A 24,964-nucleotide genomic window follows, 5' to 3' on the forward strand; every position below is an offset into this window, starting at 1 on the left:
ATGAAATCCGAGCTGGTTCTAGAAAAACGCGCTTCGTCTTCGTTGGCGCAGTTGTACGTCTGGTTGTCGTTCAAGACGATCTCGGACATCAGTTCGACGATGATCAGCATCGTTCTGGCGACCTATGCGCTCGAGGTCACGGGCTCCGCCGCGCTGCTCGGCCTGACGATGGCGTCGCGCCTGCTGGGTGCGGTGGCGGGCGGCGCCGCGGTGCCGCGGCTGAGCCGGTTCTCCCGCCGTACCCTGATCTTCGCCGCGGAAGCGGGCAGTGCACTGGCGATTGGCGTGCTGGCGATTTCGTCGCGTGCCGCCGACGCGTCGCTCATCTATTTCGTGCCGTTCTTCATCGGCCTTTTCCAGGGGATCTACCGGGTGTCCATCATGTCCGAGGTGCCGGAAATGGTCGGGCAGGAGGGCCGGCATCGTTTCAATGCGGTCCTCAGTGCGACCGATGGGGTGTCGGTGGTCGGGGGTAGCCTGCTCGCATCGGTGATCACGCAGTACCTGGCCTACAAGAGCGTATTCCTGATCGATTCGATCACGTTCGCGATCTCCGCCATCGCATTTCTGATGCTGGTGGGCAACATGCCGCGCCGCCATCGACCGGCCGAGGAGACGCACGCTGCGGCCGAGGCCGGCGCACTGCCACGGGCGGCGCGCTATCTGTCGGTCATCGTGATGCTCGTGATCGGCGCGCGCTTCGTCGAAGCGTTCGGCTCCGGTACGCACAATGTCGGCTTCCCGATCAGGTCGCAACTGTTCGACCCGAATCAGCCCGCGTTTCTGTACGGCTGGCTGATGGCGGTGTGGGGTGTCGGACGGCTCGTTTCCGCGGCAGTGACACCGCGCTTGCTGGAGCGTCTCGAATCGCGCCACCAGCCGCTCGAGCCGTATTTCATCGCGTTGCTGATCCTGACCTTCGCCTGCTTCCTCGGCGTCTTCGAGGTGCGTGGCATGCCGGGCATGTTGGGCTTCGTCTTGCTGGCGGGCATTTTCGACGCCGCCACGGAGACGATCTACTATTCGCTCCTGCAGTCGACGCCGGCCGCGTCACGCGATCGCGTGATCGGTATCTCGTACGTTGCCGAGCGCACCGGCCTCGGATTGGGCATGCTGGCGGTCGGGTTCGTGTTCTCCCGGCTCGGAACGGACGTGACGGCGCTGCTGTTCTATGGTGGCTCCGTCGCGCTGGCCGGCCTGGCGTTCGTGGGCGTCAAAAGACGGCTGGCGCAGGGGGCAGCGGTCGGGCAGGTCGACTGATTCCGGATGTGTTCTCTGGTTCGTTAAGGCGACCCGAGACATCTTCTCCGAGCGCCCGCAACGGGCCGACGAGCGAGAACGTCGAACAATGAGCGTCGAACAATCAAAGAGGCTTCCGCCGGTGCCCTGCCGTCGGTGAGGTCATGAGCCTGCATGCCACCGCGCTGCGCGGCCGGCATAGCGTGACGACGGTCGTCAGCGTTACGCGGGTACCCGGCAGGGTTCTGCCTATCACAGGCGAACGATGGATCGTCAACGTTGCGGCGATTCGTTGAGCGCAGACGTTACAGCGGGCGGCAACGGGCGATTCGCAATCTCGACCGCTTCAGCTCGCGGCACACCCAGCGTCTGCAAAAGGGATGAAGCTGCACGCTCGGCAAAGCCATTCTGACTGTACCCGATCATGTTCAACATGTCGGTAACCGGCTTCTCGTCCGCATCGAATCGCAGTTCGATCGCAATGGCCGTCAGTACCGCCCCTCCGACCGTGATTACGCTCATCAGCGGGTCGCTGGCAGAGAATCTCCCGGCCAGGATCCCTTTCTGAATATCCCTCAACAACCGGGGCCCGAGACCACGGCTGAGCGCTCGCATGGACAACCCTTCGCGCAGGAGAAATTGTCCCCAGACCGGCTCGCTTCTGGCTCGCAGCAACGTATGGCGCAGCGACACCGAAATGATCTCGGCCGGGTCGGTCAGGTCGCCTGCGATGCGGTCCAGGGTATCCGCGAACTCTTCGAAGACGATTTCCAGAACCGCAGCATGAATCGCTTCTTTCGATTCGAAGTGGTTATAGAACGAGCCGAAACCCACGTCCGCGGCTTCCGTAATTTCATTGATCGCGACGCCTTCCATCCCCTTTTGCGCCATGAGTACAAAGGCGGCATCCAGCAATCGCGCGCGCGTCTCGCGCTTGCGGCGCGCGCCCCGCGGCTCGCGAACCTCGGGGCTCGACGGCGCTTGCCCGTTCGAGACGGCCGGCGACGGTGTTCTGGTGCGACGGGAAGAAGTGTTGGGCATCGGCGTGCGCATGGTTTCGGTGTTCGAGTATACGTTCGAACGTCAAAATTGACAAAATTATCAGTTATGACTTTAATGTCATCAAGACGGCCGGCAGTGGCCAGTCTGAAGAATTGGAGGCAGAACGGTGGTGGAGACAAAACTGACGCGCGAGTCGGGCGTCCGTGAAGGCAACGACGACGCGAGCGCTTCCGGCGGCCGCGACTTGCCGTCGGATGTCGACGTGCTTGTGGTGGGCTGCGGCCCCGTCGGCGCGGCGATCGGCGCGCTTCTTGGCCGGGACGGCGTGCGTGTGCTTGTCGTCGACCGGGCGGCGGAGATCTTCATGGCGCCGCGTGCGATCGCGCTCGACAACGACGCGCTTCGCATCCTGCAGTACATCGGGGTGAACGAAGCCGACCTCGATACGGTGGCGATTCCGTACGTCCGGATGCGCTCGCCGTGGTTCGGCGAATTCGGGCGTATCAATACGCTCGGGAGCGTCGATGGCCATCCGAAGCTCGTGACGTTCTATCAACCGGACCTCGAGCGATGCTTGCGTGCCCGACTGACCGCGCAGCGCACCGCCGGAATGGCGCTCGGCGTAACGCTCGTCTCGCTCGACGAGCACGCCGATCACGTCGTCGCCACGCTCGACAGCGGGCAGGGTGCGCCGCACGTCGTGCGCGCTCGCTACGTCGTCGGTGCCGACGGTGCCAGCTCGATGGTGCGCCAGTTGATCGGACAGGATTTCAAGGGCAAGACGTTCGCGGAAGACTGGTTGATCGTCGATGCGCGAAACGTGCGCCGACCCATCGACCATGTCGAGTTCCTCTGCGACCACCGGCGGCCGACGCCTCATATGACTGCTCCCGGTGGGCGCGAGCGTTGGGAGTTCATGCTCCATCCCGACGAGACGCGAGAGGAGATGGAATCCGACGAACGCATCCGCGAACTGCTCGCGCCGTGGGGCGGCATCGAGGACATGGTGATCGAACGCAAGGCCGTGTACCGTTTTCATGCCCGAACCGTCACGACGTTCAGCAAAGGGCGCGTTTTTCTCGCGGGCGACGCCGCCCATATCACGCCGCCGTTCGTCGGCCAAGGGCTCGTCGCCGGCCTGCGCGATGCCGCGAATCTCGGCTGGAAACTGGCGTGGGTCGTCAAAGGCCACGCCGCCCCGAAAATTCTGGACTCCTACGATCAGGAGCGCCGACCGCACGCCAAGGCGATGATCGGTGTCGCGAAATTCATGGGCAAGCTCGTGATGCCGCGAAACGCCGGGATCGCGTTGTTCACGCATGGTCTGATGCGACTGACGCGGCTCGTTCCGCCGCTACGGAATCACTTCGACGAACTCGGGATCAAGCCGAAGAATGCGTTTCGGAGGGGCTTGTTCGTCCCCGGCTCTTCGTCCACGCGGCTCGTGCGCGGCGCAGCGCTTCCGCAGGGGTGGCTGCGCAAGCACGATGGGTCGATTCGCCTGAGCGACGACGTATTCGGTAGCGGTCTCGCGCTGATCGGGTTCGGACGGGATCCAGGCGTTGCGCTCGACGCCGGCGCGCGCGCCGCGCTGATCGCGGCGGGCGGCGTCGTGGTGCAGGTCGTGCACCGCGGGCAGCGCCTTCATCGCATGGAGAACGATGGATGGGAGGACCTGGACGGCACGTTCATGCCGGGTGTCGTGCGGTTTGGCTGGGCGGCCGTGATTCGGCCGGACAAGACGGTCCTGCACGAAGGCCCGGTGGCCGACTCGACGCGCCTCGTTCTCGAATCCCTGCGATTGCTTGGCGCGCGTACCTCGTTGTCGTCGCTATCCGGTCACGTTGCCCAGCCGATTTCCTGAGGCCCCCATGAAGCTCACTACTGCACAACCCGCACGGAGTCCCCGGCCGACGACGAAGGCTCGGGCGCTTTCCTATTTGATGTTCGAGCGCCCCGATCCAGAACGGGCCGAACGATTTCTCAACGACTTCGGCCTGCGGACGGTATGCCGTGACGCCGAATATCTGTTCCTCCGGGGCACGGCCGCCACACCGTTCTGCTACGTCGTCCGCCGGGCTGAAAAAAGCCGCTTCGTCGGCTTCGGGCTGGAAGTTGACGGCATCGACGCACTGCGAAAGCTTGCCGACGTGCCGGGCGCGTCGGACGTGGAGCCGTCACCGTGGCCCGGCGGCGGGTATCGCGTCACGCTCGTCGATCCATCGGGTTTTCGTGTGGACGCAGTCGCGGGCCAAGCGCCGGCCGGCGCCCTGCCGCACCGGTCGGCGTTACCGTTCAACTCGCCCGATTCCATCGTTCGCGTGAACGATACCCAGCGTCCGCCGCTGGAGGCGCCGGAAGTGATTCGCCTCGGTCATGTCGTGCTCGAACTCGCCGATTTCCAGGCGACCTGCGCGTGGTACACGTCTCACTTCGGCTTCATCCCGAGCGACGTGCAGGTATTGCCGGATGGATCGCCCGCCGTCGCGTTCTTGCGACTCGATCGCGGCGCGACGCCCGCGGATCACCATACGCTGGCGTTGGCTCAGGGATTCGCGGCGCTCTACAGCCACTCGGCATTCGAGGTGGTCGACGCGGACGCCGTGGGGGTCGGGCAACGCGTGCTGACCGAAAAAGGATGGACGCACGCATGGGGGATGGGCCGCCACATTCTCGGCAGCCAGGTCTTCGACTATTGGCAGGACCCCTGGGGCGACAAGCACGAACACTATTGCGATGGGGACATGTTCACGGCAGACGTGGCGACGGGCATCCACGAAGTCAGCCGTGAAGCGATGTCGCAGTGGGGCCCCCCGATGCCGCGCAGCTTCACCAAACCGAAGATCACCGCGGCAAGCATCGCATCGCTCATCCGAAACCTCCGGACCAGTCCGGATGTCACGTTCGCGAAGCTGCGCACGCTCGCGAAACTGTTTGCGTGAGCTTCATCTCCACTCAGACCTGTTCGAGGCATCTTCATGGCATTGCACGTCTTGCACTACCGGCATCAGGGGCGCACCCAATGGGGCGTGGTGAGGCATCACCGGATCACACCGATACCGGGCGACTACCCGACGACGGGCGAGTTCGTGCGCGCGCATCGGATCGATGAACTCGCCGCGCTCGGCGGAGACACGATTCCCGAGTCGGACGTCGAGTGGCTGTCGCCGGTCACGCGCAATCAACGGTTCGTTTGCCAGGGCGCCAATTATCGCCAGCACATGATCGAGTCCGGCATGAATCCGGACGCGAAGTCATTCAACATGATCTTCACGAAGGCGACCAGCTGCATCGTCGCCGCCGATTCCGACGTCATCCGGCCGCGACATGTGCAGTTTCTGGACTACGAGATCGAACTGGGGCTCGTGCTTCGCCGCGATATCACGTCCCGGCAAGCGATCACGGACAAGAACCTGCACGAGTACGTGGCCGGCCTCGTGATCGTCAACGACTATTCCGCGCGCGATATCCAGATTCCCCAGATGCAGTTTTACAAGGGGAAAAGCTATCGGACGTTCGGGCCGGTGGGACCGTATCTGTGCCTGCTGGAGGCAGGCGATATCGCGCGGCTGCGCGCGCTGACACTGACACTGACCGTGAACGGGGAAGTGCGGCAGAGCGATTCGACCGGGAACCTCGTGTACGGTCCGGCCGAGACGCTCACCGAGCTGTCGGGTGTTCAGGATCTGAACGCCGGTGACTTGCTTGCAACGGGTACGCCGTCCGGATGCGCGCTCAGCATTCCGTCGCCGGCGAAGCAGCGGATTGCCGCATTGCTGCCCGAGCACATGAAGTGGCGGATCTTCACGAAGGTTCAGGCCGCGCGCCCGCAGTACCTGAAGGCCGGGGATCTGGTCGAATCACGGATCCGGAGCCGCGACGGGGCGATCGACCTCGGTGTGCAACGCAACCGAATCGTGGACGAGCTCGCATGAACGCCATCGCAACCGAAGCGGACGTGCTTCGGATCGAGAACCAGGGGCCGCCCGCCGACCTCCCGGCCAGCACCTACGAGATGATCGGCCGTGGCGCGGCGATCGATCCGACCGCGCCGGCCTTGTCGTTTTTCCTGCGCGCCGACGATCATCGCAAGCCATTGCGCTGGACCTATGCCGAGCTTCTGCGGGACATCACCCGGGCCGCCAACATGTTTTCGCGCCTCGGCATCGATCGCCGCTCGGTGGTCGCCTACGTGCTGCCGAACTTGCCGGAGACGCATTTCGTCATCTGGGGAGGCGAAGCGGCCGGGATCGTATGCGCGATCAATCCGTTGCTGGAAGCGCCGGCAATCGCATCGTTGCTCAAGGCCGCGAACGCAAAAGTGCTGGTGACGCTGGCGCCCTTTCCGGGAACCGATATCTGGTCGAAGATCCAACCCATCCTGGGCCAGGTACCGTCGCTGCAAAGCCTCGTCCTGATCGACCTGGCAGAGCGCGTGCAAGGGTGGCGCCGAATGGCGGCGCGCGTGATGCAGCGTCGCGAATGCAAACGGTTGCACGGGCGCGCGGGCGTACGCGGCGCCGTTCCGCGCCACATCGAGATCCATGATTTCGACCGTGCGATGTCGCGTGAATCCGGCGATTCGCTGCTGAGCCCGCGGCGTTTCGAAGCCGACGACGTATCGTCCTACTTCTGCACGGGCGGCACGACGGGATTGCCGAAAATCGCGGTTCGCCGGCACGGCAACGAGGTGGCCAACGCCTGGAGCGTCGGCCAGGTCGTCGGTGCCGGGATGGGGCCGGGGAAGACCGTTTTCTGCGGGCTGCCGCTGTTCCATGTCAATGCCGTGCTGGCAACCGGCCTGGTGCCGTTCTCGCGCGGCGCGCATGTGGTGCTGGGCACGCCCCAGGGCTATCGCGGCGACGGCGTCGTCAAACGATTCTGGGAAATCGTCGAGCACCACCGGATCAATTTCTTCAGCGCGGTGCCGACCTTGTATTCGGCATTGCTCGACGTGCCCGTCGACGGCCGGAACATCGACTCGCTCGAGTATGGGCTCTGCGGTGCTGCGCCGATGCCCGTGGAAGTATTCCGCACGTTCCAGGATCGCACCGGAGTCCGGATCCTCGAAGGATACGGGCTCACCGAGGGCGCATGCGTCAGCAGCGTCAATCCGCCAGGCGGCGAACGGCGTCTCGGTTCGATCGGCTTGCGCATTCCCGGCCAGATGATGAAGACGGTGATACTCGACGACGCGGGCCGCTACGTGCGCGATTGCGTCGAGAACGAAGTCGGTGTGCTGACGATTTCCGGGCCGAACGTGTTCGCGGGCTATCTTCAGGAAGATCAGAACAAGGGCTTATGGCTCGAGCTCGGCGACGGCCGGCAGTGGCTCAACACCGGGGATCTCGCGCGACGCGATGCACAGGGCTACTTCTGGCTCACGGGCCGCCGCAAGGAGCTCATCATCCGGGGCGGTCACAACATCGATCCGGCGACGATCGAAGAACCGCTGCACCGTCACCCGGCAGTGCAGATCGCCGCGGCAATCGGACGTCCCGACGTGCATGCCGGCGAGCTGCCGGTCGCCTACGTGCAGTTGAAAGCCGGCGCAACGGCAACCGAGACGGAGCTCGACACGTTCATACGCGGCTCGATCGGCGAGCGTGCGGCGATACCGAAGCGGATTCATATCGTCGAGGCGATGCCGCTCACGGCGGTCGGCAAGATCTTCAAGCCCGAACTCAAACGACGGGAGACGCTCGATGCGCTGATCTCCGCGCTGAAGGATGCCGGCGTCGAGGGTGCTCGAGTGAGCATGGTGGACGACTCGTCGTGTGGGCTCGCCTTGCACGTGGCGCTGAGCGATCGCGCGCAGATGGCCAAGACCAATACGGTGATGGGCCGCTTCCCGTTTGCCTTTTCAACTTCGGTCGAGCCCGGACCTCAGTGATCGTCGATTCCCGGAACGTTCGAGGTTGAAGTATGAAAATAATTTGGGAATCCGAAGTTATTAAAAGAAGGACTCGATTAACGAAGCAGCACCCGACGCTTCTGGCGTCGCGCTTCATAAGCGCAGGAACAGCCCGCGAGTCACGTCTGGCGCACGGGGATGAAGGCAGGTTTCACGATGCTTGAACACCAACACCAAAATCTGGAGACAATCATGAAACGAATGAGTGCAGCAACCGTCGTACTGTTCGCGGCCATCTCCGGCGCGCATGCGCAATCAGCCGGGCAGTGGGTAATCAACGCCGGCTGGTCTCACTTTGCCCCGCAGGGGGCGGCGGATCCGCTCACCGTCAATGCGCTCGGCCAGTCGCAAGTGATGACCGGCAGTGGTGCGGACATCGCAAGCGGCGATACGTTCGGACTGACCGCAACCTACTTCGTGACCGATCACATCGCGGCGACGACGATCATGGGGTTTCCGCCGACATGGCACTTGAACGGCACAGGTACGCTCAGCGGCTTCGGCGAGCTGGGGACCGCGCGGGCCTGGAGTCCGGCGCTCATCTTCAACTACTACTTCGGCCAGCCGAATGCACGGTTCAGGCCGTATCTGGGCGCCGGTGTCACCTATACGTGGTTCAGCAACGTCAAGCTCAGCAACCCCGTTTCCACTGGCCAGATCTATTTCTCGCCGACCGTCGGGACAGCGCTCGAGGGGCCGACATCGGTGTCGCTCAGCAAATCCTTTGCGCCCGTCGTGAATGGCGGCCTGACCTACAACATCGATTCTCACTGGTCGATCAACGCATCGGTGGCGTATTCGTGGGTATCGACACGCGCCACGCTGACGACCCGGTCATCCGTCGGCACGGTTACGAGCACCAGCAAATTCCGGGTCAATCCGATCGTGACGTTCCTTTCGGTCGGATACCGATTCTGAACCGCAGCCGTGATTGAACCCGTTCCGAGGATATGTTCGACCACATGAATTGACAAATTTATCATTCATGATTCAAATGTCATTGACTCGATGAGTCATGGTGGTACCGAGTGTTTTTTTGCCGATGGCGCGCACGTATCACGCAGCCCTTCGACGGGCAGGGACCCGTTGCAGGGCTGCGCGGCGGCGCGAACTTGCGGCGTGAGCCCGGCAACGGCGAGAGACGGCTCAAGACGGGTGATCTGAGGAGCAGTCAGTTTGTACAGAGTCGGCGCTCGATCCAATCTTCCCGGACCGTTCTCGATCATGCCTACGCGCTTGCCAGGACCGACAGCGCCTCATTCAGTGCCCGATCTCGACGGGGCGCACATTCTCGTCGCGGACGATCGGCCGGATGAACTTCGGCTACTCCTGGAGATCCTGCGTACCGCCGGTTGCCGGATCAGCATCGCGTTCGATGGATTGCAGGTCTATCACCGCGCACAAGCGATTGCGCCGGATCTTATCCTGATGGACATCCGCATGCCACGCATGGACGGATTTGCCGCCTGCCGGCTTCTGGCCGCGACCCCATCCACACGAACCATTCCGATCGTCATCCTGACCGCCGCCTACGATGTCGAATATCGCATCGAGGGGCTCACGACAGGCGCGATCGACTACATTGCGAAGCCGTTCGAACCGATCGAAGTGATCATGCGTATCCGCAATCACTTGAGGTACGCCCGCAGCGTTCACACTGAACGGACCGTGCCCGATCTTCCCGACACGCCCGATGCGGCGCTGGTGCGCGCCGCGAGCGAAATCTTGTTGCGCGATTTCCGCAATCCGCCGGCGCTCGAGGATCTCGCCGCGCTTGTCGGTACGCACGAAAAGCGACTATCCCGCGCCTTCCGTCGACATCTCGGCCGGTCCGTATTCGGATATCTGCGTGAGTCACGACTGCACGCGGCGATGCAGTTTCTCGCGACGACCTCGATGAGCATCGAGTCCATCGCGCAAGAGATCGGGTTTTCAACGGCTGGCAATTTCGCGACAGCATTTCGAGAACGATTCGGCACCACACCGTCGGAATGGCGGAGGAAGCAGGGTACGAAGGGGATGGACGCTCCGGACTAGACGATACGCGCAGGTAGAAATCGCCTCGGGTCGAGTAACCGCGTGGTGGATGTGAGGTTGTCCAGATGGACCAGCATGGCGCGGTCGAAATAAGCAGGATCACTAACGTTAATGTCGAATATGACCAAACCAGGTGCGGATGATGAATATGACATCGACGTTACGGAGTATTCGAATAGGCATTCGACGGGTCCCGCTATCGCAACAGATCGGCAATCCTGTCGGCCGGTTTGCCGCAGACAACAACGGCGTGATCGTACAAATGCCGCAGATTTCGGAAGACGGCCGGGAAAGCGCGACGGGCTCGTTGATTTTTGGCATCGGCACGCGAAGCAACAATGCGTTCGGTGCCACCACGAAGCTGATGTCGACGGCGACAGGCGATGTGCCGGGGGCGTTTCTCTCCAGAACGGTCGCCGCGTTCTTCGATACTGGATCAAACGCGAATTTTTTCGACGACTCGTCGCAGATTACCTGTACGAAGAACCCGCAATTCTATTGCCCGTCGACGACGACCACGTATGCCGCGACGCTGGTCGGGCTCGACGGCACGGCGAGCATGATTTCCCTATCCGTTGCAAACGCCGATACGCTGTTCTCAAGAACTTCAACCTATGCATTCAATGACGTCGCAGGGCACTTCGGATCGTCCTCTTGGCTCGATCTCGGGTTGCCCTACTTTTACGGTCGGACCATCTATTTTGGCCTGGATCGTTCGGCGGACGGCGGCTCTGCGCCTTACATCGCATACTGAGGCATCGAGAAGAAGCCCACAGCCCGCGGCAGATCGTGGATTTCACTCAAAAAGCCCGACAAGCAACCTGTCATACGCTTCGATCTGCTTCGGATTGGTCGACAAAAACCGCCCGATCCTTTCTCGTTGCTGATTTCGATAGTCTTGCCAGCTCGCGTCATGAACTTCGACGGCTCGCTCGAGCTGCCGACAACCTTCCTCGACATCGTTTTCAGTGTAAAAGTAGCCCAGCTCGCGGCAGAGGTCGGCGTTGTGGACGAGTGCGTAACCGTTCCAGCACACGTCGAAATAGAAATAATTCAATGCCAGCCCCGATTGATGGGAGACGACGATGTCGGTGAATTCCGAAAGGAACTGAGGCGTATTGTGGTAGCCGACGAAGCTTATTTTCGAATCCCGCACAAGATCGAGGTGATGCGCGATACCGATGAATTCGGGGCTGCCTTTCGCAAGATGCTCGGTGTTCGTCGCGTGCACGTAGGCAATTTTTGCGCCGAGCTTCCGGTAACCCAATTCCGCGATCAGGATCGGGTAGAGGCAGAACTTGGTGACGTCGATATTCGGCTCCATGACGGACAACCGCTTCGGTTGCCCGGTCGGACGATATTCGCCGCGATGCGGGAGCGCGGCCGATCGTTCTTCCACGCAGATCGGATCCCAGACGAACGGTACCTCGCGAACCGGCTGGCGCCGCAGTACGCTGAAGAAACCGGCGCTGGTCTCGGCGACTTGCGGGATGATCCACACCTGGTCGTAACGTTGGTTGATGAACACCGTTTCAGCATGCCGTCTGCCGAAAATCATCGCCTGCATCATGTGCACGTATTCCGGACCGCAACAGTAGCTCACGACTTTCGTGCCGCGTGCCTGCAGATACGCGGTTTGTTGTCGATCGATTTGCCCGCCGAGCTCGATCAGCACATCGAGCGAATCTTTCGCGTCGTCGAAGGAGCACGCCGGAAACTGCCCGAGATCCCACGGAAGGTCGGACGAGACCTTGACGCTCGTCGTGTTGACGAGCGTGACCCGATGTCCGAGCGGCGAATGCTGAAAGAGCTTCATCAGGTACAGGGCGTTCTGCTTGATGCCGTTGACCCAAAGGCTCTCCGTGGCATGGTGCAGGCCGATTGTGATGCCGATTCTGAGTGATCGTGCGGAACGCATGGGGTCTCCGGTATGCGCGTCAAGGTGCGAACGAGATCATAGCGCCGCCTCTTTTTCGGGCGGTTAAAAACTGTCAAAAACTGGTCCCCGCCACCTCGCACGCGGTTCAGTGTCGAGCGCCAGCAGTGTGACGAGGCGGGCCGACGCATCGGCGAAGCACGCTCCGCACCAAGGTATTCGCGTCGGTCACGATTGCGCGCGCCCGATTGACAGGCGGCGCGAGGCCGACTAGATTCGACCCATGAACGCACGTTTCGTCACGACCACCACGACCACCACCAAGACCGCCAACGGCGGGCCGGGGGGAGGTTGCACGTCGTAGATCCATGCGTCACATCATCCCCAGGAGCCCCGCCGGAAACGGACGGGGCTTTTTTCATGCTCCGTTCGACCGGCACACCACGTCAATGGAGAACATGATGGACGATTTCGATCATCGAGTGCTGGGTAACAGGCTCGATCTGTTTCACCAGCAGGATGAAAGTCCGGGCGCCATTTTCTGGCATCCGCGCGGCATGGTTCTTTATCGGGTCGTCGAGGAATACATTCGGGTCCGGATGCGCCAAGCCGGCTTTGCCGAAATCCGGACACCGCAGATCGTGTCGCGCAGCCTGTGGGAGCAGAGCGGGCATTGGGAGAAGTTCGGGCGAAACATGTTTTCCCTCGAAAGCGACAGCAACCCGTACTGCCTGAAGCCGATGAGCTGCCCGTGCCATGTGCAGGTCTTCAGGAAAGGCTCGCGTTCGTATCGCGATCTGCCGATCCGGTACGCGGAGTTCGGCGCGGTTCACCGGGCGGAGCCGTCCGGCGCATTGCATGGCCTGATGCGTGCGCGCGCATTCACGCAGGACGATGCCCATGTGCTGTGCACGCCCGATCAGGTCGAGGCCGAGGTGGCGCGCTTCTGCGTGCTGCTGAAGACGATCTATGCAGACTTCGGTTTCGACGGATTCGACGTGGCGCTGTCGACGAGGCCGGCGCTTCGGGCCGGCGACGATTCGGTGTGGGCGCGTGCGGAAGCGATGCTGGCGTCCGCTGCGCGCGCGGCGGGCGTCGATTTCGCGATCCAGGCGGGAGAAGGGGCATTCTACGGCCCGAAGCTCGAGTTTCATTTGCTCGACCGTCAACGGCGAAAGTGGCAGTGCGGAACGATCCAGCTCGACTTCGTGTTGCCGGAGCGCCTCGGTGCAACCTATGTCGCGGAGGACGGTGCGAAAGCGACGCCCGTGATGTTGCATCACGCGGTGCTCGGCAGCCTCGAACGGTTCATCGGCATTCTGCTCGAGCACTACGAGGGATGGTTGCCGACGTGGCTGGCGCCGGATCAGGTCGTCATCGCGAATATCGGAGAAGGCGATCGCGCGTTCGCCGACGACACGGCATGCGCGTTCGAAGCAATCGGCTGCCGGGTGCTGCGGGATTTCCGTCCCGAGCGTTTGCCGCGCAAGATCGTCGACGCGAGGGAACTGGCTGCGCCGATCGTCGCGGTGACGGGGCGGAAGGAAGCGCTGGCCGGCGAGGTGTCGTTGCGGATGCGGGGCGGCGAGCAGCACGTGCTGAAGATCGACGATGCGCTTGCGTACCTGACGCAGCATGTGCGTGCACCGTCCGCGTCGCGGGTGTTCCGCCCTTCGGTCTGACCTGACGGCGGGATCCGTCCATGTGGGACCGTGGCAGGGTCGGGTATCGGGGAACGGGCGGCTGGGCGACGTGCGGGCGCAGCCACCGGCGGCGATGCTTGCTACCCGCGCCCGCCGATCGGCCCCTTCACGCACTTGAACCACAGCCTCACGGCGCCGACCCCGCCCGCCACCGGAATCCGCGGCAGCAGAAACGGATCGTCGGCCGCACCCGCGCACCCGCGGCGGGTCGTCGTCGCATTGCCGTAACCGGCAGCGACGACCTGGTCGCGCACGCGTGCGTCGAGATCGCCGTACGGATAGCAGAACGATTCGACGCGCTGGCCGCTCAGCATTTCGAGTTGCCGCTTCGATTCGGTCAGCTGAAAGCTCGCGACAGGCGCCGGCACATATGACAGCGCGACGTGATCGAGCGTATGCGAGCCGATTTCATGGCCGTGATCGCGCCACGCGAGCATGTCCTCGCAGGTCATCAGCGGTGAGCGCGTCGTCGGCGCACCGGCATCCCAGTCGTTCGCGCCGCCGAAGCGGCCGGCGACGAAGTAGCAGGTCGCGGTGAATCCGAGCGCGTCCAGCACGGGCATCGCATGCGTGAGCACGTTGAGAAAACCGTCGTCGAACGAAATGCCGAAGACCTTGTCCGCCCGCTCCCCGCGCAGGTACGGCTGCAGTTCGCGCACGCTCAGGCCGCGGTAGCCGAGCCGCCTGAACAGCGTCATCTGGCGGCGGAACGCGTCGGGTGCGACGCTGAGGCTGCGCAGCCGGTCGGTCGGCGGCGGCAGCGGGCGGATCTGGTGATACATCAGGATCGGATAGCGTGGAGTGCGCGCAAGCATCGGTGGATCGCGGGAAAGCGGGATTACGCGGCCTTGCGGAAAATCCGCAGGGGTTTGAAGTCGCCGATTTCGGCGAAAGCGGCATGCGCGGCCCATGGCGGGATGATCGGGGCGGCCTTGCGGTCGGCCGACGAGCCCTTGTAGAACAACGGGCGGCCATCGGCCGCGGTATGGCGCGCGAACAGGTCGAGTGCTTTCTCGTCGGTCTTCGCGCCGTAGCGGCTGTTCGCTTCATCACGGAACCCGTACTGATGAAACAACCTGACGGCGTCGAAGGTCGGCAGCAGGCGTGAATTGCTCGCGCAGCACGGCTTCCAGATATTCATTACCATTTCGTGGATCTCAACGCGGTCACCCAGTGATACGGGTTGTGTCGAATCGACTTCTGATAGACGGACAAGGTCGCCGCGACGAACGCATCGAACGAGAATTCGCGCTTGCCTTTCAGCCGCGCGCTGCGTCCCATCGCGCGGACGCGGCCGGGTTCCTGCACGATCGCGCGCAGGATCGCTGCGATCGCCGCGGGCGCGTGCGGCGGGACGACCCAGCCGTCCACGCCCGGTTCGACGTTTTCGGGCAGGCCGCCCACGCGCGTCACGATCGCGGGGCAGCCGAGCGACATCGCTTCGCGGCATGCATACGACAGGCTCTCGTGGTACGACAGCACGAACGACACGTCGACGATCGAAAGCGGCGCCTGCCCGTCGTCGAGCCGTCCGGTGAACGCGGTGCGTGATGCCATGCCGTGCCGCGCAAGCTGCTCGCGCTGCGCGCCGGACGGTTCCGCGCCGACCAGCAGTACGCGAAACCGCTCGCGCTCGGCCTCGGACAGGCGGCCGAGCGCCGCGATCAGGTCCATCCAGCCTTTTTCGGGCGCGGTGCCGGCGCTGCTGCCCAGCACGATCGCATCCGCGCCGGACGCGCCGAACAGCGCGATCTTGCGGCGGCGGATCTCGTCGCTCGCGAGTCGTTCGGCAGCCGGCCGGCGCACGCCGTGCTTGACCACCGTGACGTTGCCGTATGGCGAGCGCAGCGCGAGCATGCTCGCGACGTAGTCGCTGACCGCGATCGTGTGGTCGGTGGCCAGCCGGGCGCGCAGCAGGTTGCCGACGCTGTCGGCGCGATAGGTGTTGTGCTTGGTCAGCACGACCGCGGGCCGATACCGGCACCCGAGCAGCGCCAGCATCACCTGCCGGTGATCGGCGGACCCGTTCACGTGGATCACGTCGAAGCGCTCGGCGGCGATCCGCTGTCGCAGCCGCAGGATCTCCCGGCACAGCCGGTTCCAGCGCGGCTTGAATTCCATGTCGAAGATGGCCACGTCGGGACTGTCCTTCAGTAGTCGCGACAGGCGGCTGCCTTCCGGCGACGCCACGGTCACGCGGTGATGGCGGCTCATCGCGACGGCGAGATCGCGAACGTAGGTGTCCTGGCCGCCGCCGTAATCGCCGTGGAAGTTGGTGTACAGAATGTTCATCACGATGCCGCTTTTGCTCGATCCTCGGTTTAAAAGGAATACTGATGAAATGGCGGGCCCGGCCTGATGGAAGCAATCACGCGAACGCGGTGCCGCATGTCCGGTTCGGGATTGCGCGTCGACGTCGGCGCACCGCATCGACACGAATCATTTCCAAATATTACAGATCGTTTACGTGACTTAGTGTCGAGGTCTGCGCATCTTTGTGAGGATGTGTCGCGTTCGCTGGCGCGTGTCGCGCCGTGCGTGACGATCGCCCGCGGCCGTGGCGGAAACGGCCGCGCCGGGCTGGATCATGACCGAGACAGGACGCAAATCAACCCGCGCCGCTTTCAGATTTGAAAGCCGTCGCACCATTTGCGTTAGAATGCCCCCCCTTGTCCGCCCCGGCGACTGCCCGAGGCGGACGGGTCGCCCGCATGGAGACACAGGTTTCGATTCGCAGCCGGACGCGAACGATTGGCCAGCCGTTAGCAACATACGCTTTGTAATTTGGATCACTAATGAAGAAGAAACACAACATTACCAAGTACATCGTTGTCGCGATGATTCTTGGTATCGCCGTGGGTTACGCCTGCCATAGCGCGTTTCCCGACCCGAAGATGGCGAAGGAGGTCGCCGGATACGTGTCGTTGCTGTCCGATGTGTTCCTGCGCCTGATCAAGATGATCATCGCGCCGCTGGTATTCGCGACGCTGACCGTCGGCATCGCGCAGATGGGCGACGGCAGCGCGGTGGGCCGCGTGGGGGTCAAGGCGTTCGGCTGGTTCTTCATCGCGTCGTTCACGTCGTTGCTGCTCGGTCTGCTGACCGCGACGATCCTGCAGCCGGGCAGCCACCTGAGCCTGCCGCTGCCGCCGTCCGATGCGGCGCTCAACCTGAAGACGGGCGCGTTCACGCTGAAGGATTTCGTGGTGCACCTGGTGCCGAAGTCGATCGCCGAGGCGATGGCGAACAACGAAATCCTGCAGATCGTCGTGTTCTCGATCTTCTTCGGCACCGCGCTGTCGGCGCTCGGCGAATCGGGCAAGCGCCTGACCGGCGTGATCGAAGATCTCGCGCAGGTGATGCTGAAGGTGACGGGGGCGGTGATGTGGTTCGCGCCGGTCGCGGTGTTTGCCGCGCTCGCGTCGACGATCACGACCGAAGGGCTCGGCATCCTGCTCACGTTCGCGAAATTCATGGCGAGCTTCTATCTCGCGCTCGCGCTGCTGTGGGCCGTGCTGACGCTCGCCGGCGTGACGTTCCTCGGCAAGCGCGCGTTCACGCTGATCCGGCTGATCCGCGAGCCGTTCCTGCTGTCGTTCGCGACGGCCAGTTCCGAGGCCGCGTATCCGAAGCTGCTCGACGCGCTCGACCGCTTCGGCGTGAACCGCAGGATCTCGAGCTTCGTGCTGCCGATCGGCTATTCGTTCAACCTCGACGGCTCGATGATGTACTGCACGTTCGCTGTGCTGTTCATCGCGCAGGTGTATGGCATCCATCTGCCGCTCGGCACGCAGATCACGATGCTGCTGATGCTGATGGTGACGTCGAAGGGGATGGCCGGCGTGCCGCGCGCGTCGCTCGTCGTGATCGCGGCGACCCTCAACCAGTTCAATCTGCCGGAAGCCGGGTTGCTGCTGATCATGGGCGTCGACATGTTCCTCGACATGGGGCGCTCGGCCACCAACGCGGTCGGCAACTCGATCGCGGCGGCCGTGGTCGCGAAGTGGGAAGGGCAGCTCGACGCGCCGCGCGGCGACGACGATTCGGACGGCGGGCGCGTGGCGGAGATCAAGGTGCGCGAAACGTCGGCATGACGCGTGGCGATGCGGCGGTGCAACGCCGCATTGCCCGATCCGCAATGAACGACATTCGCCGGCCTGGATTCGACACGGATTCTGGCCGGCGATTTGTTTGTGTGCGGTGGCTTTTCTCGATGATTCTGAAATGGCATGCGCCGTTTCAATCTATCGCCGTTGAATTCGCGGCGATATTCGTGCAGGCAAGTGCCTGATTTTCCCCTTTCCCGATCGGGCGCGTGAGTGACCATTCACTGACGCGGGGTCGCGCTCGCCGAAAGCGCCGGCGATTCGCAATTTTTTTCGATTTATATAACGCTATTCTCGCCCTGCGCATTATCGAATGCATGCCGTACGTCATACCGACTGCGCCGGATGATTCAGGGAAGAATTTACATCTCGCGGGCTTCAAGCCATCTGGCCGGCCGATCCCTCATGTGAATGTTTGCCTCATTCAGGAGAGCATCCGTCATGTTCGCCAGAAAACACCTCCACGCCGCGCTCGTTGCCGCGGCGATCGCCGCGCTTGCGCCGGCCGCTCACGCAGCCAACACCACCGACTGGCTGGCGAACACGTACGGCACGCTCGCCGCGCACGTCGGCAACGTCGCGCGCGCGATGTGGGTCGCGCCCGAAGGCGTGGTCTACACGGCGTCGATGTGGGACGAGGATGAAGGCGGCGTCGCGATCTACCAGAACGGCAAGAGTATCGGCTCGATCGGTGCACATTCGGAATTCCAGGGCAGCGCGATCACCGGCAACGCGACGTCGCTGTTCGTCGCGCTGCAGCCCGGCAAGACCTACGGCAGCGGCGCGGTGGGGCGCTACAACCGCGCGACGAAGGTTCGCGATCGCGTCATCCAGATCACCGCGGCGACCAACCAGCCGCGCATCGACGTCGTCACCGGGCTCGCGACGGCCGGCTCGCTGTTGTATGCCAGCGACTTCTACGGCAATCGCGTGCGCGTGTTCACCACCGAGGGCGTGTGGCAGCGGGACATCGACGTGTCGGCGCCGGGCGCGCTCGCGGTGGACGGCGCGGGCAACGTGTGGGTCGCGCAGAAGAGCGCCGGCTCGATCGTCGGCTTCAGCCCGTCCGGCGCGCTGCTGAACACGATCCGGATGCCGGCCGGCTCGCATCCGTCGGCGCTGTATGTCGATGCGGCGGCCGGGCAACTGCTGGTGGGCGACGAGGGCCCCGACCAGAACATCAAGCGCTATTCGATCTCGGGCCGGCCCGCGCTGGCGGGCACGTTCGGCGTGCGCGGCGGCTATCTCGACACGACGACGGGCATCAAGGGGCAGGTCGGCCCGCAACGCTTCACGCGCATCGCCGGGATCGGCAAGGACACCGGCGGCAACCTCTATGTGCTCAACAACCCGTGGGGCGGCAGCTGGGATCTCGGCCGCAACGGCGCGACCGACATTCATGCGTACGGCAGCAGCGGCAACCTGCGCTGGACGCTGCAATCGCTGAACTTCGAAGGCATCGCCGCGCCGGACCCGGTCACCGACGGCGCGTTGTTCTACGGCGGCACGCATATCTATAGCGGCAGCGCGGGCGGCAAGTTCGTAGCGAACACCGTCGATCCGTTCACGTATCCGTCCGACCCGCGCATCGACATGAGCGACACGCAGCGCGACGAGCACTTCGGGCTGCTCACGTCGGTCGGCGCGAACCGGATCCTCGTCGCGGCCGGCCAGAACCCGCCGGTCTTCTATTTCTATCATTTCAACGCGGCGAACGGCTACATCGCGATTCCGGACGGCTCGCTTCCGGGCCCCGCGTTCAACGCGACGCAGCGCGTGACGGGCGGCTTCAGCCTCGACAGCCAGGGCGGCGTGTGGGCCGGCCTCGACAAGACCGGCGCGATCACGCATTACCCGCTGACGGGCTTCGACGCGAACGGCAAGCCGTCGTGGGGGCCCGGCGTCGCGACCCGCATTCCGGCCAGCATCCAGCCGCTCACGCGCATCGTCTATCTCGCGGACAGCGACACGATGGTGCTCGCGCAGGGCGCGCTCGGCAGCAACGACTGGACGTCGATCGGCACGCGCATCGAGGTGTATCACGGCTGGCGCGCGGGCAATACGACGAAGCCCGACCCGGTGATCACGCTGCCGCACAGCGGCGCGAAATCGATCGACGCGGCGGGCAATCACCTGTTCGTCGGCTACTGGTTCAGCAGCAGCGGGCCGCTGTGGCCGAACGTCGACGCGTTCAACCTCACCACCGGCAAGCTCGACACGACGCTGGTCAACACGAGCCCGGCAACCGTCGATACGAGCAGCGCGATCGACGCGATGTACAGCATTCGCGCGTACCGTCGCTCGAACGGCGAGTACGTGGTGATGAAGAACAACGTGAAGGGGAACAGCATCACCGTGTACCGATGGACGCCCTGACGCGCCGAACGTGCGGCCGCTTCGGGCGGCGGCCGTTCGCGGAAAGTCGCGAAGGCAATCGATGCCTTTCGCGGAATGGTTGCGCAACGCGCATGCAATGAACGGCGGGCACAATGCGCGCCGCGCCGCGTCGGACCGGCTTCCTGAACCTCCCGACACGCGAACGCGGTTCCGTGCACAATGGCAGCGGCTCCCGCAGACGCTGCGCGGGCATGCACGATGAACGGGCGCGGCTGCCCCTGCCGCGTTTCTTATGCGCGAAGCGACCCAACCATGAAGATGAAGACGACACCGAACCGCCTGATGCTGATTGCCGCGCTGGCCGGCGCACTGAGCGGCCCCGTCCACGCACAGACGGCGGCGACCGTCGCGACCGTCAACGGCACGCCGATCACGCAGGCCGACGTCGATACGCTGCTGCGCGCGTCCGGGCAGCCCGATTCGCCGCAGATCCGCCAGGCGATCAAGAATCAGCTGATCACGCGCGTGCTGGTTCAGCAGGCGGCCGAGAAGGCGAACTACGCGGACAAGCCCGAGGTCAAGGCCGCGATGCAGCAGGCGAAGGTGACGGCCGAGGTGCAACTGTACCTGCGCGACAACGTGAAGCCGGAGCCGGTGACCGACGAGCAGGTCAAGGCGCGCTACGACGAACTCGTGGCCGCGCTCGGCAAGAACGAGTACAAGCCGCGCGTGATCGTCGTCAGGGACCCGGTCGCGGCGGCGACCGTGCTGAGCGAGCTGAAAGCGGGCAAGTCGTTCGACGGGCTGGCGCGCCAGTACAGCCTGGCGCCGAGCCGCGATGCCGGCGGCGAGCTGCCGTGGGTGAGCTTCAACACGCCGGCCGCGGAAGGCAAGACGGCCGGGTTGCCGCTGCCGGTTGCCCAGGCGCTCGAGAAGCTGACGGTCGGCGCGACGACGAAGGATTCGATTCCGGTCGATGGCGTGCGCGCGATCGTGAAGCTGGACGCGAAGCGACCGACGCAGGTGCCGAGTTTCGAAACCGCGAAGCCGACGCTTCAGCAGCAGTTGCAGGCGATCGCGGTCGAGAAGGCGAGCGCGCAGATGATCGGCAATCTGCTGAAGGACGCGAAGATCACGCAGTAATGGCCACGCGGCGGCGTCGGGACGACGCACGTCACGCGCGCCGGATCATGTTCGCGCTCGTGTCCGTTTCCGACACGACGCGAAAGCCGAGCCGTTCATAGAGCCGCCGCGCCGGGTTGCCGTGCAGCACGCTGAGCGACACGGGCACGTGCTCGCGTGCCGCGTCGGTCAGCAATGCGTGCAGCACGGCCTCGCCGATTCCCTGGCCCTGGCGCGCGGGCAGGATCTGGATCTGATGGACGTGCCATTCGCCGGCGGCGCGCGTCACCTTCAGCAGGCCGATCGCGTCGGCGCCGTCGCAAACGATCATCGCGTCGTCGAAGTGCGCGCGGATGCGCCGGTCGTGCGCGTCGTCGTCGGTCGGCGCGCCGACGCGCTGCAGGTGCTCGGTCATCGTGAGTCGACGGAGCGTCAACAGGAACGGGAGGTCCTCCTGAGACGCAGCACGCAGATGGATCGCCGGTTTCATGAGGGGTGAGCGGTCGAGTCGGGTGCTACGCTGCGACGTGGATCACAGGCCCGACAACGGAATCTGCAGGCCGGCCGATCTGAACGCCTATTTCGACTTGCCGTTTGCCGCGAGTCCGATCAATCGTACTCGACACGGGATCCGTAGGCCGGAGATTGCCGGGCCATGTCCTGCAGGCAGTCGCGCATCAGCTTCGCGTCGCGGGGAAAGCGGCGCTCGAATTCCGGCCAGCCTTTCAGCCGGAGAATGAGCGGCATATCGACCAGCGCGGTAATGGCGTCCCGGAACGCATCCCGGTTTCTTCCATACCAATCCGGGAAACGCAACTTCTTCATCAGCCGCACGTGCAACTGTTCGGTCGATTCGATATCGTCCAGTTCGATTTCTACCCGCTTGTCGCGTGCCATCATGTTCTCCGACGGATCGATCGCGCATATTTCATTTTCCGCTCCGTGCCGGGCATGATAGCGCGCGCTTCCGGCCGCCGCGCAATCCGCTCGCGGACTTCCGGCGCCGCCAGGCACGTGGCCACGGCTTCATACCCGGGCGCGCCGGCGTGACGAGGCCGTGCCGCTCGTACAGCCGCAGCGCCTTGATCGAGACGCCGAGCCGCGCGGCGGCGGCCGATGCGGTCAAACGGGGCGTGGCTGCACCCATCCGTCACCTCTTTGCTGTCGATTCGTTGCGCTCAGCATAAAGGCGATCCCAAGGGCCGGATCAAGCGCGACCGCGTGGCCGCTCAGTTGGCCGCCGCGAACTCGTCCCGCAACACGCGATACAGCCGCCGATAGCGCGCGAGCCGCCCTGCCAGCAGGTCGACCGACGCGGCGTCGGGCGCGACCGTCTCCGCGACGGGCGGCGCGACACAGACAGCCTCCAGCGTGTCGCCCGTCGCGGCGAGGCGCGCGAGCCGCGCGGCGCCGAGTGCCGCGCCGACCGCGCCGTCCGCATGGCGCTGCATCGCGAGCCCGGTCGCATTCGCGCACAGCCGCGCCCAGAACGCGCTCTTCGAGCCGCCGCCGATGAACGACACCGCGTCGAGCGTGGTACCGGCCGCGCGCAGCGCGTCGTAGCCGTCGGCCATCGCGAACGCGACGCCTTCCATCACCGCGTAAGCGAAATCGTCGGCATCGTGTTCGTTGGTCAGCCCGAAGAACACGCCGCGCGCATGCGCGTCGTTGTGCGGCGTGCGTTCGCCGCCGAGATACGGCAGGAACAGCGGCGCGCGGGCCGGATCGGCGCGTTCGGCGCGCGCGGCCAGCGCGCCGGGCGTCGTGCCGTGCGCGCGTGCGAGCCAGTCGAGGCTCGCGGCCGCCGACAGGATCACGCTCATCTGGTGCCAGCGCCCTTCGACGCAGTGGCAGAACGCGTGCACGGCCGCGTCCGGGTTCGGCGCGAAGCGGTCGTTGCCGGCGAACAGCACCCCCGACGTGCCGAGCGACAGGAAGCCGCTGCCCGCGCCCGTGACGCCCATGCCGATCGCGGACGCCGCGTTGTCGCCGGCGCCGCCGGCAATCGTCACGGGCCCGGCGATCCCCCATTCGCGTCGCAGCGCGTCGCGCAGTTGTGCGGCGGCCGCATTGCCTTCGACGAGGCGCGGCATCTGCGCGCGCGACAGCCCGGTCGCGGCGAGCATCCGGTCGGACCAGTCGCGGCGTGCGCAGTCGAGCCACAGCGTGCCCGACGCGTCCGACATATCGGACACGAATTCGCCGGACAGGCGCCAGATCAGGTAGTCCTTCGGCAGCAGCACCTTGTGCACCGCGCGAAACACGGCCGGCTCGTATTTCGCGAGCCACAGCAGCTTCGGTGCGGTGAAGCCGGGCATCGCCATGTTGCCGGTGATCGCGCGCGATTCCGGCACCAGCGCCTCGAGCTCGACGCATTCGGTGCCGGCGCGCGTGTCGTTCCACAGGATCGCCGGGCGCAGCACCTGGTCCGCGCGGTCGATCAGCGTCGCGCCGTGCATCTGGCCGGACAGCGCGATGCCGCGCAGCGCGGCGAAGCCGGCCGGGTGCGCGGTGCGCACCGACGCGATCGCGTCGAGCATCGCGTGCCACCACGCCTGCGGGCTTTGTTCGGACCAGTGCGGATGCGGCCGGCTGATCGACAGCGTGGCCGAGCCGGTCGCGAGGGGGACCCATCCGGAATCGGTGAGCAGAACCTTGACCTCGGACGTGCCGAGATCGATGCCGAGATATGTCACGTATGAAGCGTCCTGTCTGGGGCGCGCGGCGGCGCGCGTCGCAAGGGCGGCGCGTCGTCGCGGCCGTGCGGTTCGTTGAGCCGGTGCAGCGCGCGGAACTTCGACGGCGGCACCTGCTTCATCGCGAGAAACTGACGGTTGAAGTTCGACAGGTTGTTGAAGCCAACCCGGTAGCAGATGTCGGTCACCGTCAGGTCGGAAAACATCAGCAGCTCGCACGCCTCGTTGATGCGCAGCCGGTTCAGGTAGCGCACGAACGACGAGCCGGTATGGCGCCGGAAAAACCGCGTGAAGGTGCTGACGCTCATGCCGGCGAATGCGGCGACGTCGGCTTCGCGCAGCATGCCGGGCAGGTTCTGCTGCAGGTACGACAGCACCTGGTTGATGGTCGACGACATGTAGTGCTGCGCGTCGCTGCGGTAGCCGGGCCCCGCGAGCACGCGGCGCTCGCGGCACGACGACAGCCGGTCGAACAGCGACATCAGGATCTCGACGCGCCGGCAGCCGTGCGCGTTCGCGAGCTCGAGCATCAGCGGCGCGACCTCGAGGCCGACGCGGTCGGGAAACTGCACGCCGCGCGCGGCGTCGTCGATCAGCTCGATCACCGGCTGCAGCTCGCTGAACGCGTCGACCATCTTCTCGATCGCGTCGCGCGAGAACTGCAGCACGACGTCGCGCGACGGCACGCGTTCGCCGTCGGCAAGCTCGCTGACCCAGTTGTGCGGCAGGTTCGGCCCGGTGACGATCAGGTTGCCGGGGCCGAAATCGCCGATGTGGTCGCCGACGAACACCTTGCCGCGCGACGCCTGGATCAGGTGAATCTCGTACTCGGGATGGAAGTGCCACTTCGCGACCGAATGCGGATAGTCGTGGACCCACGCGCGGAACGACTCGTCGCGATGGGTGGGAACGATCTCGAGATCCGGGTTCAT

21 protein-coding genes and 2 pseudogenes are annotated in these 24,964 nt (G+C 64.5%); 13 read left to right on the forward strand and 10 right to left on the reverse strand.

Translation table 11 applies throughout. The annotated features are described in order from the left end of the window. Complete coding sequence (locus HWX62_RS04230) at nucleotides 1–1,260, forward strand: MFS transporter (RefSeq protein ID WP_175930398.1); 1,260 nt, start codon at nucleotides 1–3, stop codon at nucleotides 1,258–1,260. Nucleotides 1,261–1,512: 252 nt separating this feature from the next. Here the strand turns inward: HWX62_RS04230 and HWX62_RS04235 are convergent, their stop codons facing one another. Then, complete coding sequence (locus HWX62_RS04235; RefSeq protein WP_175930397.1) at nucleotides 1,513–2,292, reverse strand: TetR/AcrR family transcriptional regulator; 780 nt, start codon at nucleotides 2,290–2,292, stop codon at nucleotides 1,513–1,515. 118 nt (nucleotides 2,293–2,410) lie between these two features. On the opposite strand from HWX62_RS04235, the gene HWX62_RS04240 reads away from it, so the two are divergent. The 7 genes and pseudogenes from HWX62_RS04240 to HWX62_RS04270 form a co-directional block, all read left to right on the forward strand. Then, nucleotides 2,411–4,105: a bifunctional 3-(3-hydroxy-phenyl)propionate/3-hydroxycinnamic acid hydroxylase gene (locus HWX62_RS04240; protein ID WP_244135957.1), complete on the forward strand. Its 1,695-nt coding sequence runs from the start codon at nucleotides 2,411–2,413 to the stop codon at nucleotides 4,103–4,105. 7 nt (nucleotides 4,106–4,112) lie between these two features. Then, nucleotides 4,113–5,183, forward strand: a complete 1,071-nt coding sequence (locus HWX62_RS04245; RefSeq protein WP_175930396.1) for a VOC family protein — start codon at nucleotides 4,113–4,115, stop codon at nucleotides 5,181–5,183. 36 nt (nucleotides 5,184–5,219) lie between these two features. Further along, entirely contained in the window at nucleotides 5,220–6,176 is a 957-nt protein-coding gene (locus tag HWX62_RS04250; protein ID WP_175930395.1) for a fumarylacetoacetate hydrolase family protein, read from the forward strand. Continuing rightward, entirely contained in the window at nucleotides 6,173–8,134 is a 1,962-nt protein-coding gene (locus HWX62_RS04255; protein ID WP_175930394.1) for an acyl-CoA synthetase, read from the forward strand. Before HWX62_RS04250 ends, HWX62_RS04255 begins: the two co-directional genes overlap by 4 nt. 213 nt (nucleotides 8,135–8,347) lie before the next feature. Beyond that, a complete protein-coding gene (locus HWX62_RS04260) occupies nucleotides 8,348–9,073 on the forward strand; it encodes an OmpW family outer membrane protein (protein WP_175930393.1) in 726 nt (241 codons plus the stop codon). A gap of 306 nt (nucleotides 9,074–9,379) precedes the next feature. Next, nucleotides 9,380–10,192: a response regulator gene (locus HWX62_RS04265; RefSeq protein WP_175930392.1), complete on the forward strand. Its 813-nt coding sequence runs from the start codon at nucleotides 9,380–9,382 to the stop codon at nucleotides 10,190–10,192. Between the two features lie 190 nt (nucleotides 10,193–10,382). After that, nucleotides 10,383–10,946, forward strand: a pseudogene (locus HWX62_RS04270) (DUF3443 family protein); the annotation flags it as partial. 42 nt (nucleotides 10,947–10,988) lie between these two features. Here HWX62_RS04270 and HWX62_RS04275 read toward each other — a convergent pair. Beyond that, nucleotides 10,989–12,110 (reverse strand): DUF2827 domain-containing protein, encoded by a 1,122-nt coding sequence (locus tag HWX62_RS04275; protein WP_175930391.1) that lies wholly within the window; start codon nucleotides 12,108–12,110, stop codon nucleotides 10,989–10,991. A 326-nt stretch (nucleotides 12,111–12,436) separates the two neighbouring features. On the opposite strand from HWX62_RS04275, the gene thrS reads away from it, so the two are divergent. Then, on the forward strand, nucleotides 12,437–13,750 hold the full coding sequence (gene thrS, locus HWX62_RS04280) for a threonine--tRNA ligase (protein WP_244135958.1): 1,314 nt from the start codon (nucleotides 12,437–12,439) through the stop codon (nucleotides 13,748–13,750). A gap of 101 nt (nucleotides 13,751–13,851) precedes the next feature. Here thrS and HWX62_RS04285 read toward each other — a convergent pair whose 3' ends face one another. The 3 genes from HWX62_RS04285 to HWX62_RS04295 are packed head-to-tail and all read right to left on the reverse strand — an operon-like array spanning nucleotide 13,852 to nucleotide 16,063. Beyond that, nucleotides 13,852–14,586: a polysaccharide deacetylase family protein gene (locus HWX62_RS04285; RefSeq protein WP_175930390.1), complete on the reverse strand. Its 735-nt coding sequence runs from the start codon at nucleotides 14,584–14,586 to the stop codon at nucleotides 13,852–13,854. 23 nt (nucleotides 14,587–14,609) lie between these two features. Beyond that, complete coding sequence (locus HWX62_RS04290) at nucleotides 14,610–14,912, reverse strand: hypothetical protein (protein WP_244135959.1); 303 nt, start codon at nucleotides 14,910–14,912, stop codon at nucleotides 14,610–14,612. Then, nucleotides 14,912–16,063, reverse strand: a complete 1,152-nt coding sequence (locus HWX62_RS04295) for a glycosyltransferase (protein WP_175930389.1) — start codon at nucleotides 16,061–16,063, stop codon at nucleotides 14,912–14,914. Before HWX62_RS04295 ends, HWX62_RS04290 begins: the two co-directional genes overlap by 1 nt. A gap of 503 nt (nucleotides 16,064–16,566) precedes the next feature. On the opposite strand from HWX62_RS04295, the gene HWX62_RS04300 reads away from it, so the two are divergent. The 4 genes from HWX62_RS04300 to HWX62_RS04315 all read left to right on the forward strand — a co-directional run bounded on the left by HWX62_RS04300 (nucleotide 16,567) and on the right by HWX62_RS04315 (nucleotide 21,357). Beyond that, a complete protein-coding gene (locus HWX62_RS04300) occupies nucleotides 16,567–17,865 on the forward strand; it encodes a dicarboxylate/amino acid:cation symporter (RefSeq protein ID WP_175930388.1) in 1,299 nt (432 codons plus the stop codon). Continuing rightward, nucleotides 17,862–18,062, forward strand: a complete 201-nt coding sequence (locus HWX62_RS04305; RefSeq protein WP_175930387.1) for a hypothetical protein — start codon at nucleotides 17,862–17,864, stop codon at nucleotides 18,060–18,062. The genes HWX62_RS04300 and HWX62_RS04305 overlap by 4 nt, the downstream gene beginning before the upstream one ends. A gap of 256 nt (nucleotides 18,063–18,318) precedes the next feature. Next, a complete protein-coding gene (locus tag HWX62_RS04310) occupies nucleotides 18,319–20,253 on the forward strand; it encodes an SMP-30/gluconolactonase/LRE family protein (RefSeq protein ID WP_175930386.1) in 1,935 nt (644 codons plus the stop codon). 273 nt (nucleotides 20,254–20,526) lie between these two features. After that, entirely contained in the window at nucleotides 20,527–21,357 is an 831-nt protein-coding gene (locus tag HWX62_RS04315) for a peptidyl-prolyl cis-trans isomerase (protein WP_175930385.1), read from the forward strand. A 31-nt stretch (nucleotides 21,358–21,388) separates the two neighbouring features. On the opposite strand, the gene HWX62_RS04320 is transcribed toward HWX62_RS04315, so the two are convergent. From HWX62_RS04320 to HWX62_RS04340, 5 genes and pseudogenes are all read right to left on the reverse strand, one after another. Next, nucleotides 21,389–21,826 carry a GNAT family N-acetyltransferase gene (locus HWX62_RS04320; RefSeq protein ID WP_175930384.1) on the reverse strand — a complete coding sequence of 146 codons (438 nt, stop codon included), beginning with the start codon at nucleotides 21,824–21,826 and terminating at the stop codon, nucleotides 21,389–21,391. Between the two features lie 119 nt (nucleotides 21,827–21,945). Continuing rightward, nucleotides 21,946–22,233, reverse strand: coding sequence for a barstar family protein (locus HWX62_RS04325; RefSeq protein ID WP_175930383.1), 288 nt, complete (start codon nucleotides 22,231–22,233; stop codon nucleotides 21,946–21,948). A 139-nt stretch (nucleotides 22,234–22,372) separates the two neighbouring features. Beyond that, nucleotides 22,373–22,483: pseudogene (locus tag HWX62_RS04330) on the reverse strand (MerR family DNA-binding transcriptional regulator); the annotation flags it as partial. 82 nt (nucleotides 22,484–22,565) lie between these two features. Continuing rightward, complete coding sequence (gene xylB, locus HWX62_RS04335) at nucleotides 22,566–24,032, reverse strand: xylulokinase (protein WP_175930382.1); 1,467 nt, start codon at nucleotides 24,030–24,032, stop codon at nucleotides 22,566–22,568. Continuing rightward, nucleotides 24,029–24,964 carry an AraC family transcriptional regulator gene (locus HWX62_RS04340; RefSeq protein ID WP_175930381.1) on the reverse strand — a complete coding sequence of 312 codons (936 nt, stop codon included), beginning with the start codon at nucleotides 24,962–24,964 and terminating at the stop codon, nucleotides 24,029–24,031. The genes xylB and HWX62_RS04340 overlap by 4 nt, the downstream gene beginning before the upstream one ends.

Source organism: Burkholderia sp. BCC0506 (assembly GCF_902833145.1).
Taxonomy (GTDB): domain Bacteria; phylum Pseudomonadota; class Gammaproteobacteria; order Burkholderiales; family Burkholderiaceae; genus Burkholderia.

Coding starts and splice junctions, on each gene's coding strand:
- HWX62_RS04230 (WP_175930398.1), top strand. CDS start 1: ATGAAATCCGAGCTGGTTCTAGAAAAACGCGCTTCGTCTTCGTTGGCG.
- HWX62_RS04235 (WP_175930397.1), bottom strand. CDS start 2,292: ATGCGCACGCCGATGCCCAACACTTCTTCCCGTCGCACCAGAACACCG.
- HWX62_RS04245 (WP_175930396.1), top strand. CDS start 4,113: ATGAAGCTCACTACTGCACAACCCGCACGGAGTCCCCGGCCGACGACG.
- HWX62_RS04250 (WP_175930395.1), top strand. CDS start 5,220: ATGGCATTGCACGTCTTGCACTACCGGCATCAGGGGCGCACCCAATGG.
- HWX62_RS04255 (WP_175930394.1), top strand. CDS start 6,173: ATGAACGCCATCGCAACCGAAGCGGACGTGCTTCGGATCGAGAACCAG.
- HWX62_RS04260 (WP_175930393.1), top strand. CDS start 8,348: ATGAAACGAATGAGTGCAGCAACCGTCGTACTGTTCGCGGCCATCTCC.
- HWX62_RS04265 (WP_175930392.1), top strand. CDS start 9,380: ATGCCTACGCGCTTGCCAGGACCGACAGCGCCTCATTCAGTGCCCGAT.
- HWX62_RS04275 (WP_175930391.1), bottom strand. CDS start 12,110: ATGCGTTCCGCACGATCACTCAGAATCGGCATCACAATCGGCCTGCAC.
- thrS (WP_244135958.1), top strand. CDS start 12,437: ATGCGTCACATCATCCCCAGGAGCCCCGCCGGAAACGGACGGGGCTTT.
- HWX62_RS04285 (WP_175930390.1), bottom strand. CDS start 14,586: ATGCTTGCGCGCACTCCACGCTATCCGATCCTGATGTATCACCAGATC.
- HWX62_RS04290 (WP_244135959.1), bottom strand. CDS start 14,912: ATGAATATCTGGAAGCCGTGCTGCGCGAGCAATTCACGCCTGCTGCCG.
- HWX62_RS04295 (WP_175930389.1), bottom strand. CDS start 16,063: ATGAACATTCTGTACACCAACTTCCACGGCGATTACGGCGGCGGCCAG.
- HWX62_RS04300 (WP_175930388.1), top strand. CDS start 16,567: ATGAAGAAGAAACACAACATTACCAAGTACATCGTTGTCGCGATGATT.
- HWX62_RS04305 (WP_175930387.1), top strand. CDS start 17,862: ATGACGCGTGGCGATGCGGCGGTGCAACGCCGCATTGCCCGATCCGCA.
- HWX62_RS04310 (WP_175930386.1), top strand. CDS start 18,319: ATGTTCGCCAGAAAACACCTCCACGCCGCGCTCGTTGCCGCGGCGATC.
- HWX62_RS04315 (WP_175930385.1), top strand. CDS start 20,527: ATGAAGATGAAGACGACACCGAACCGCCTGATGCTGATTGCCGCGCTG.
- HWX62_RS04320 (WP_175930384.1), bottom strand. CDS start 21,826: ATGAAACCGGCGATCCATCTGCGTGCTGCGTCTCAGGAGGACCTCCCG.
- HWX62_RS04325 (WP_175930383.1), bottom strand. CDS start 22,233: ATGGCACGCGACAAGCGGGTAGAAATCGAACTGGACGATATCGAATCG.
- HWX62_RS04340 (WP_175930381.1), bottom strand. CDS start 24,964: ATGAACCCGGATCTCGAGATCGTTCCCACCCATCGCGACGAGTCGTTC.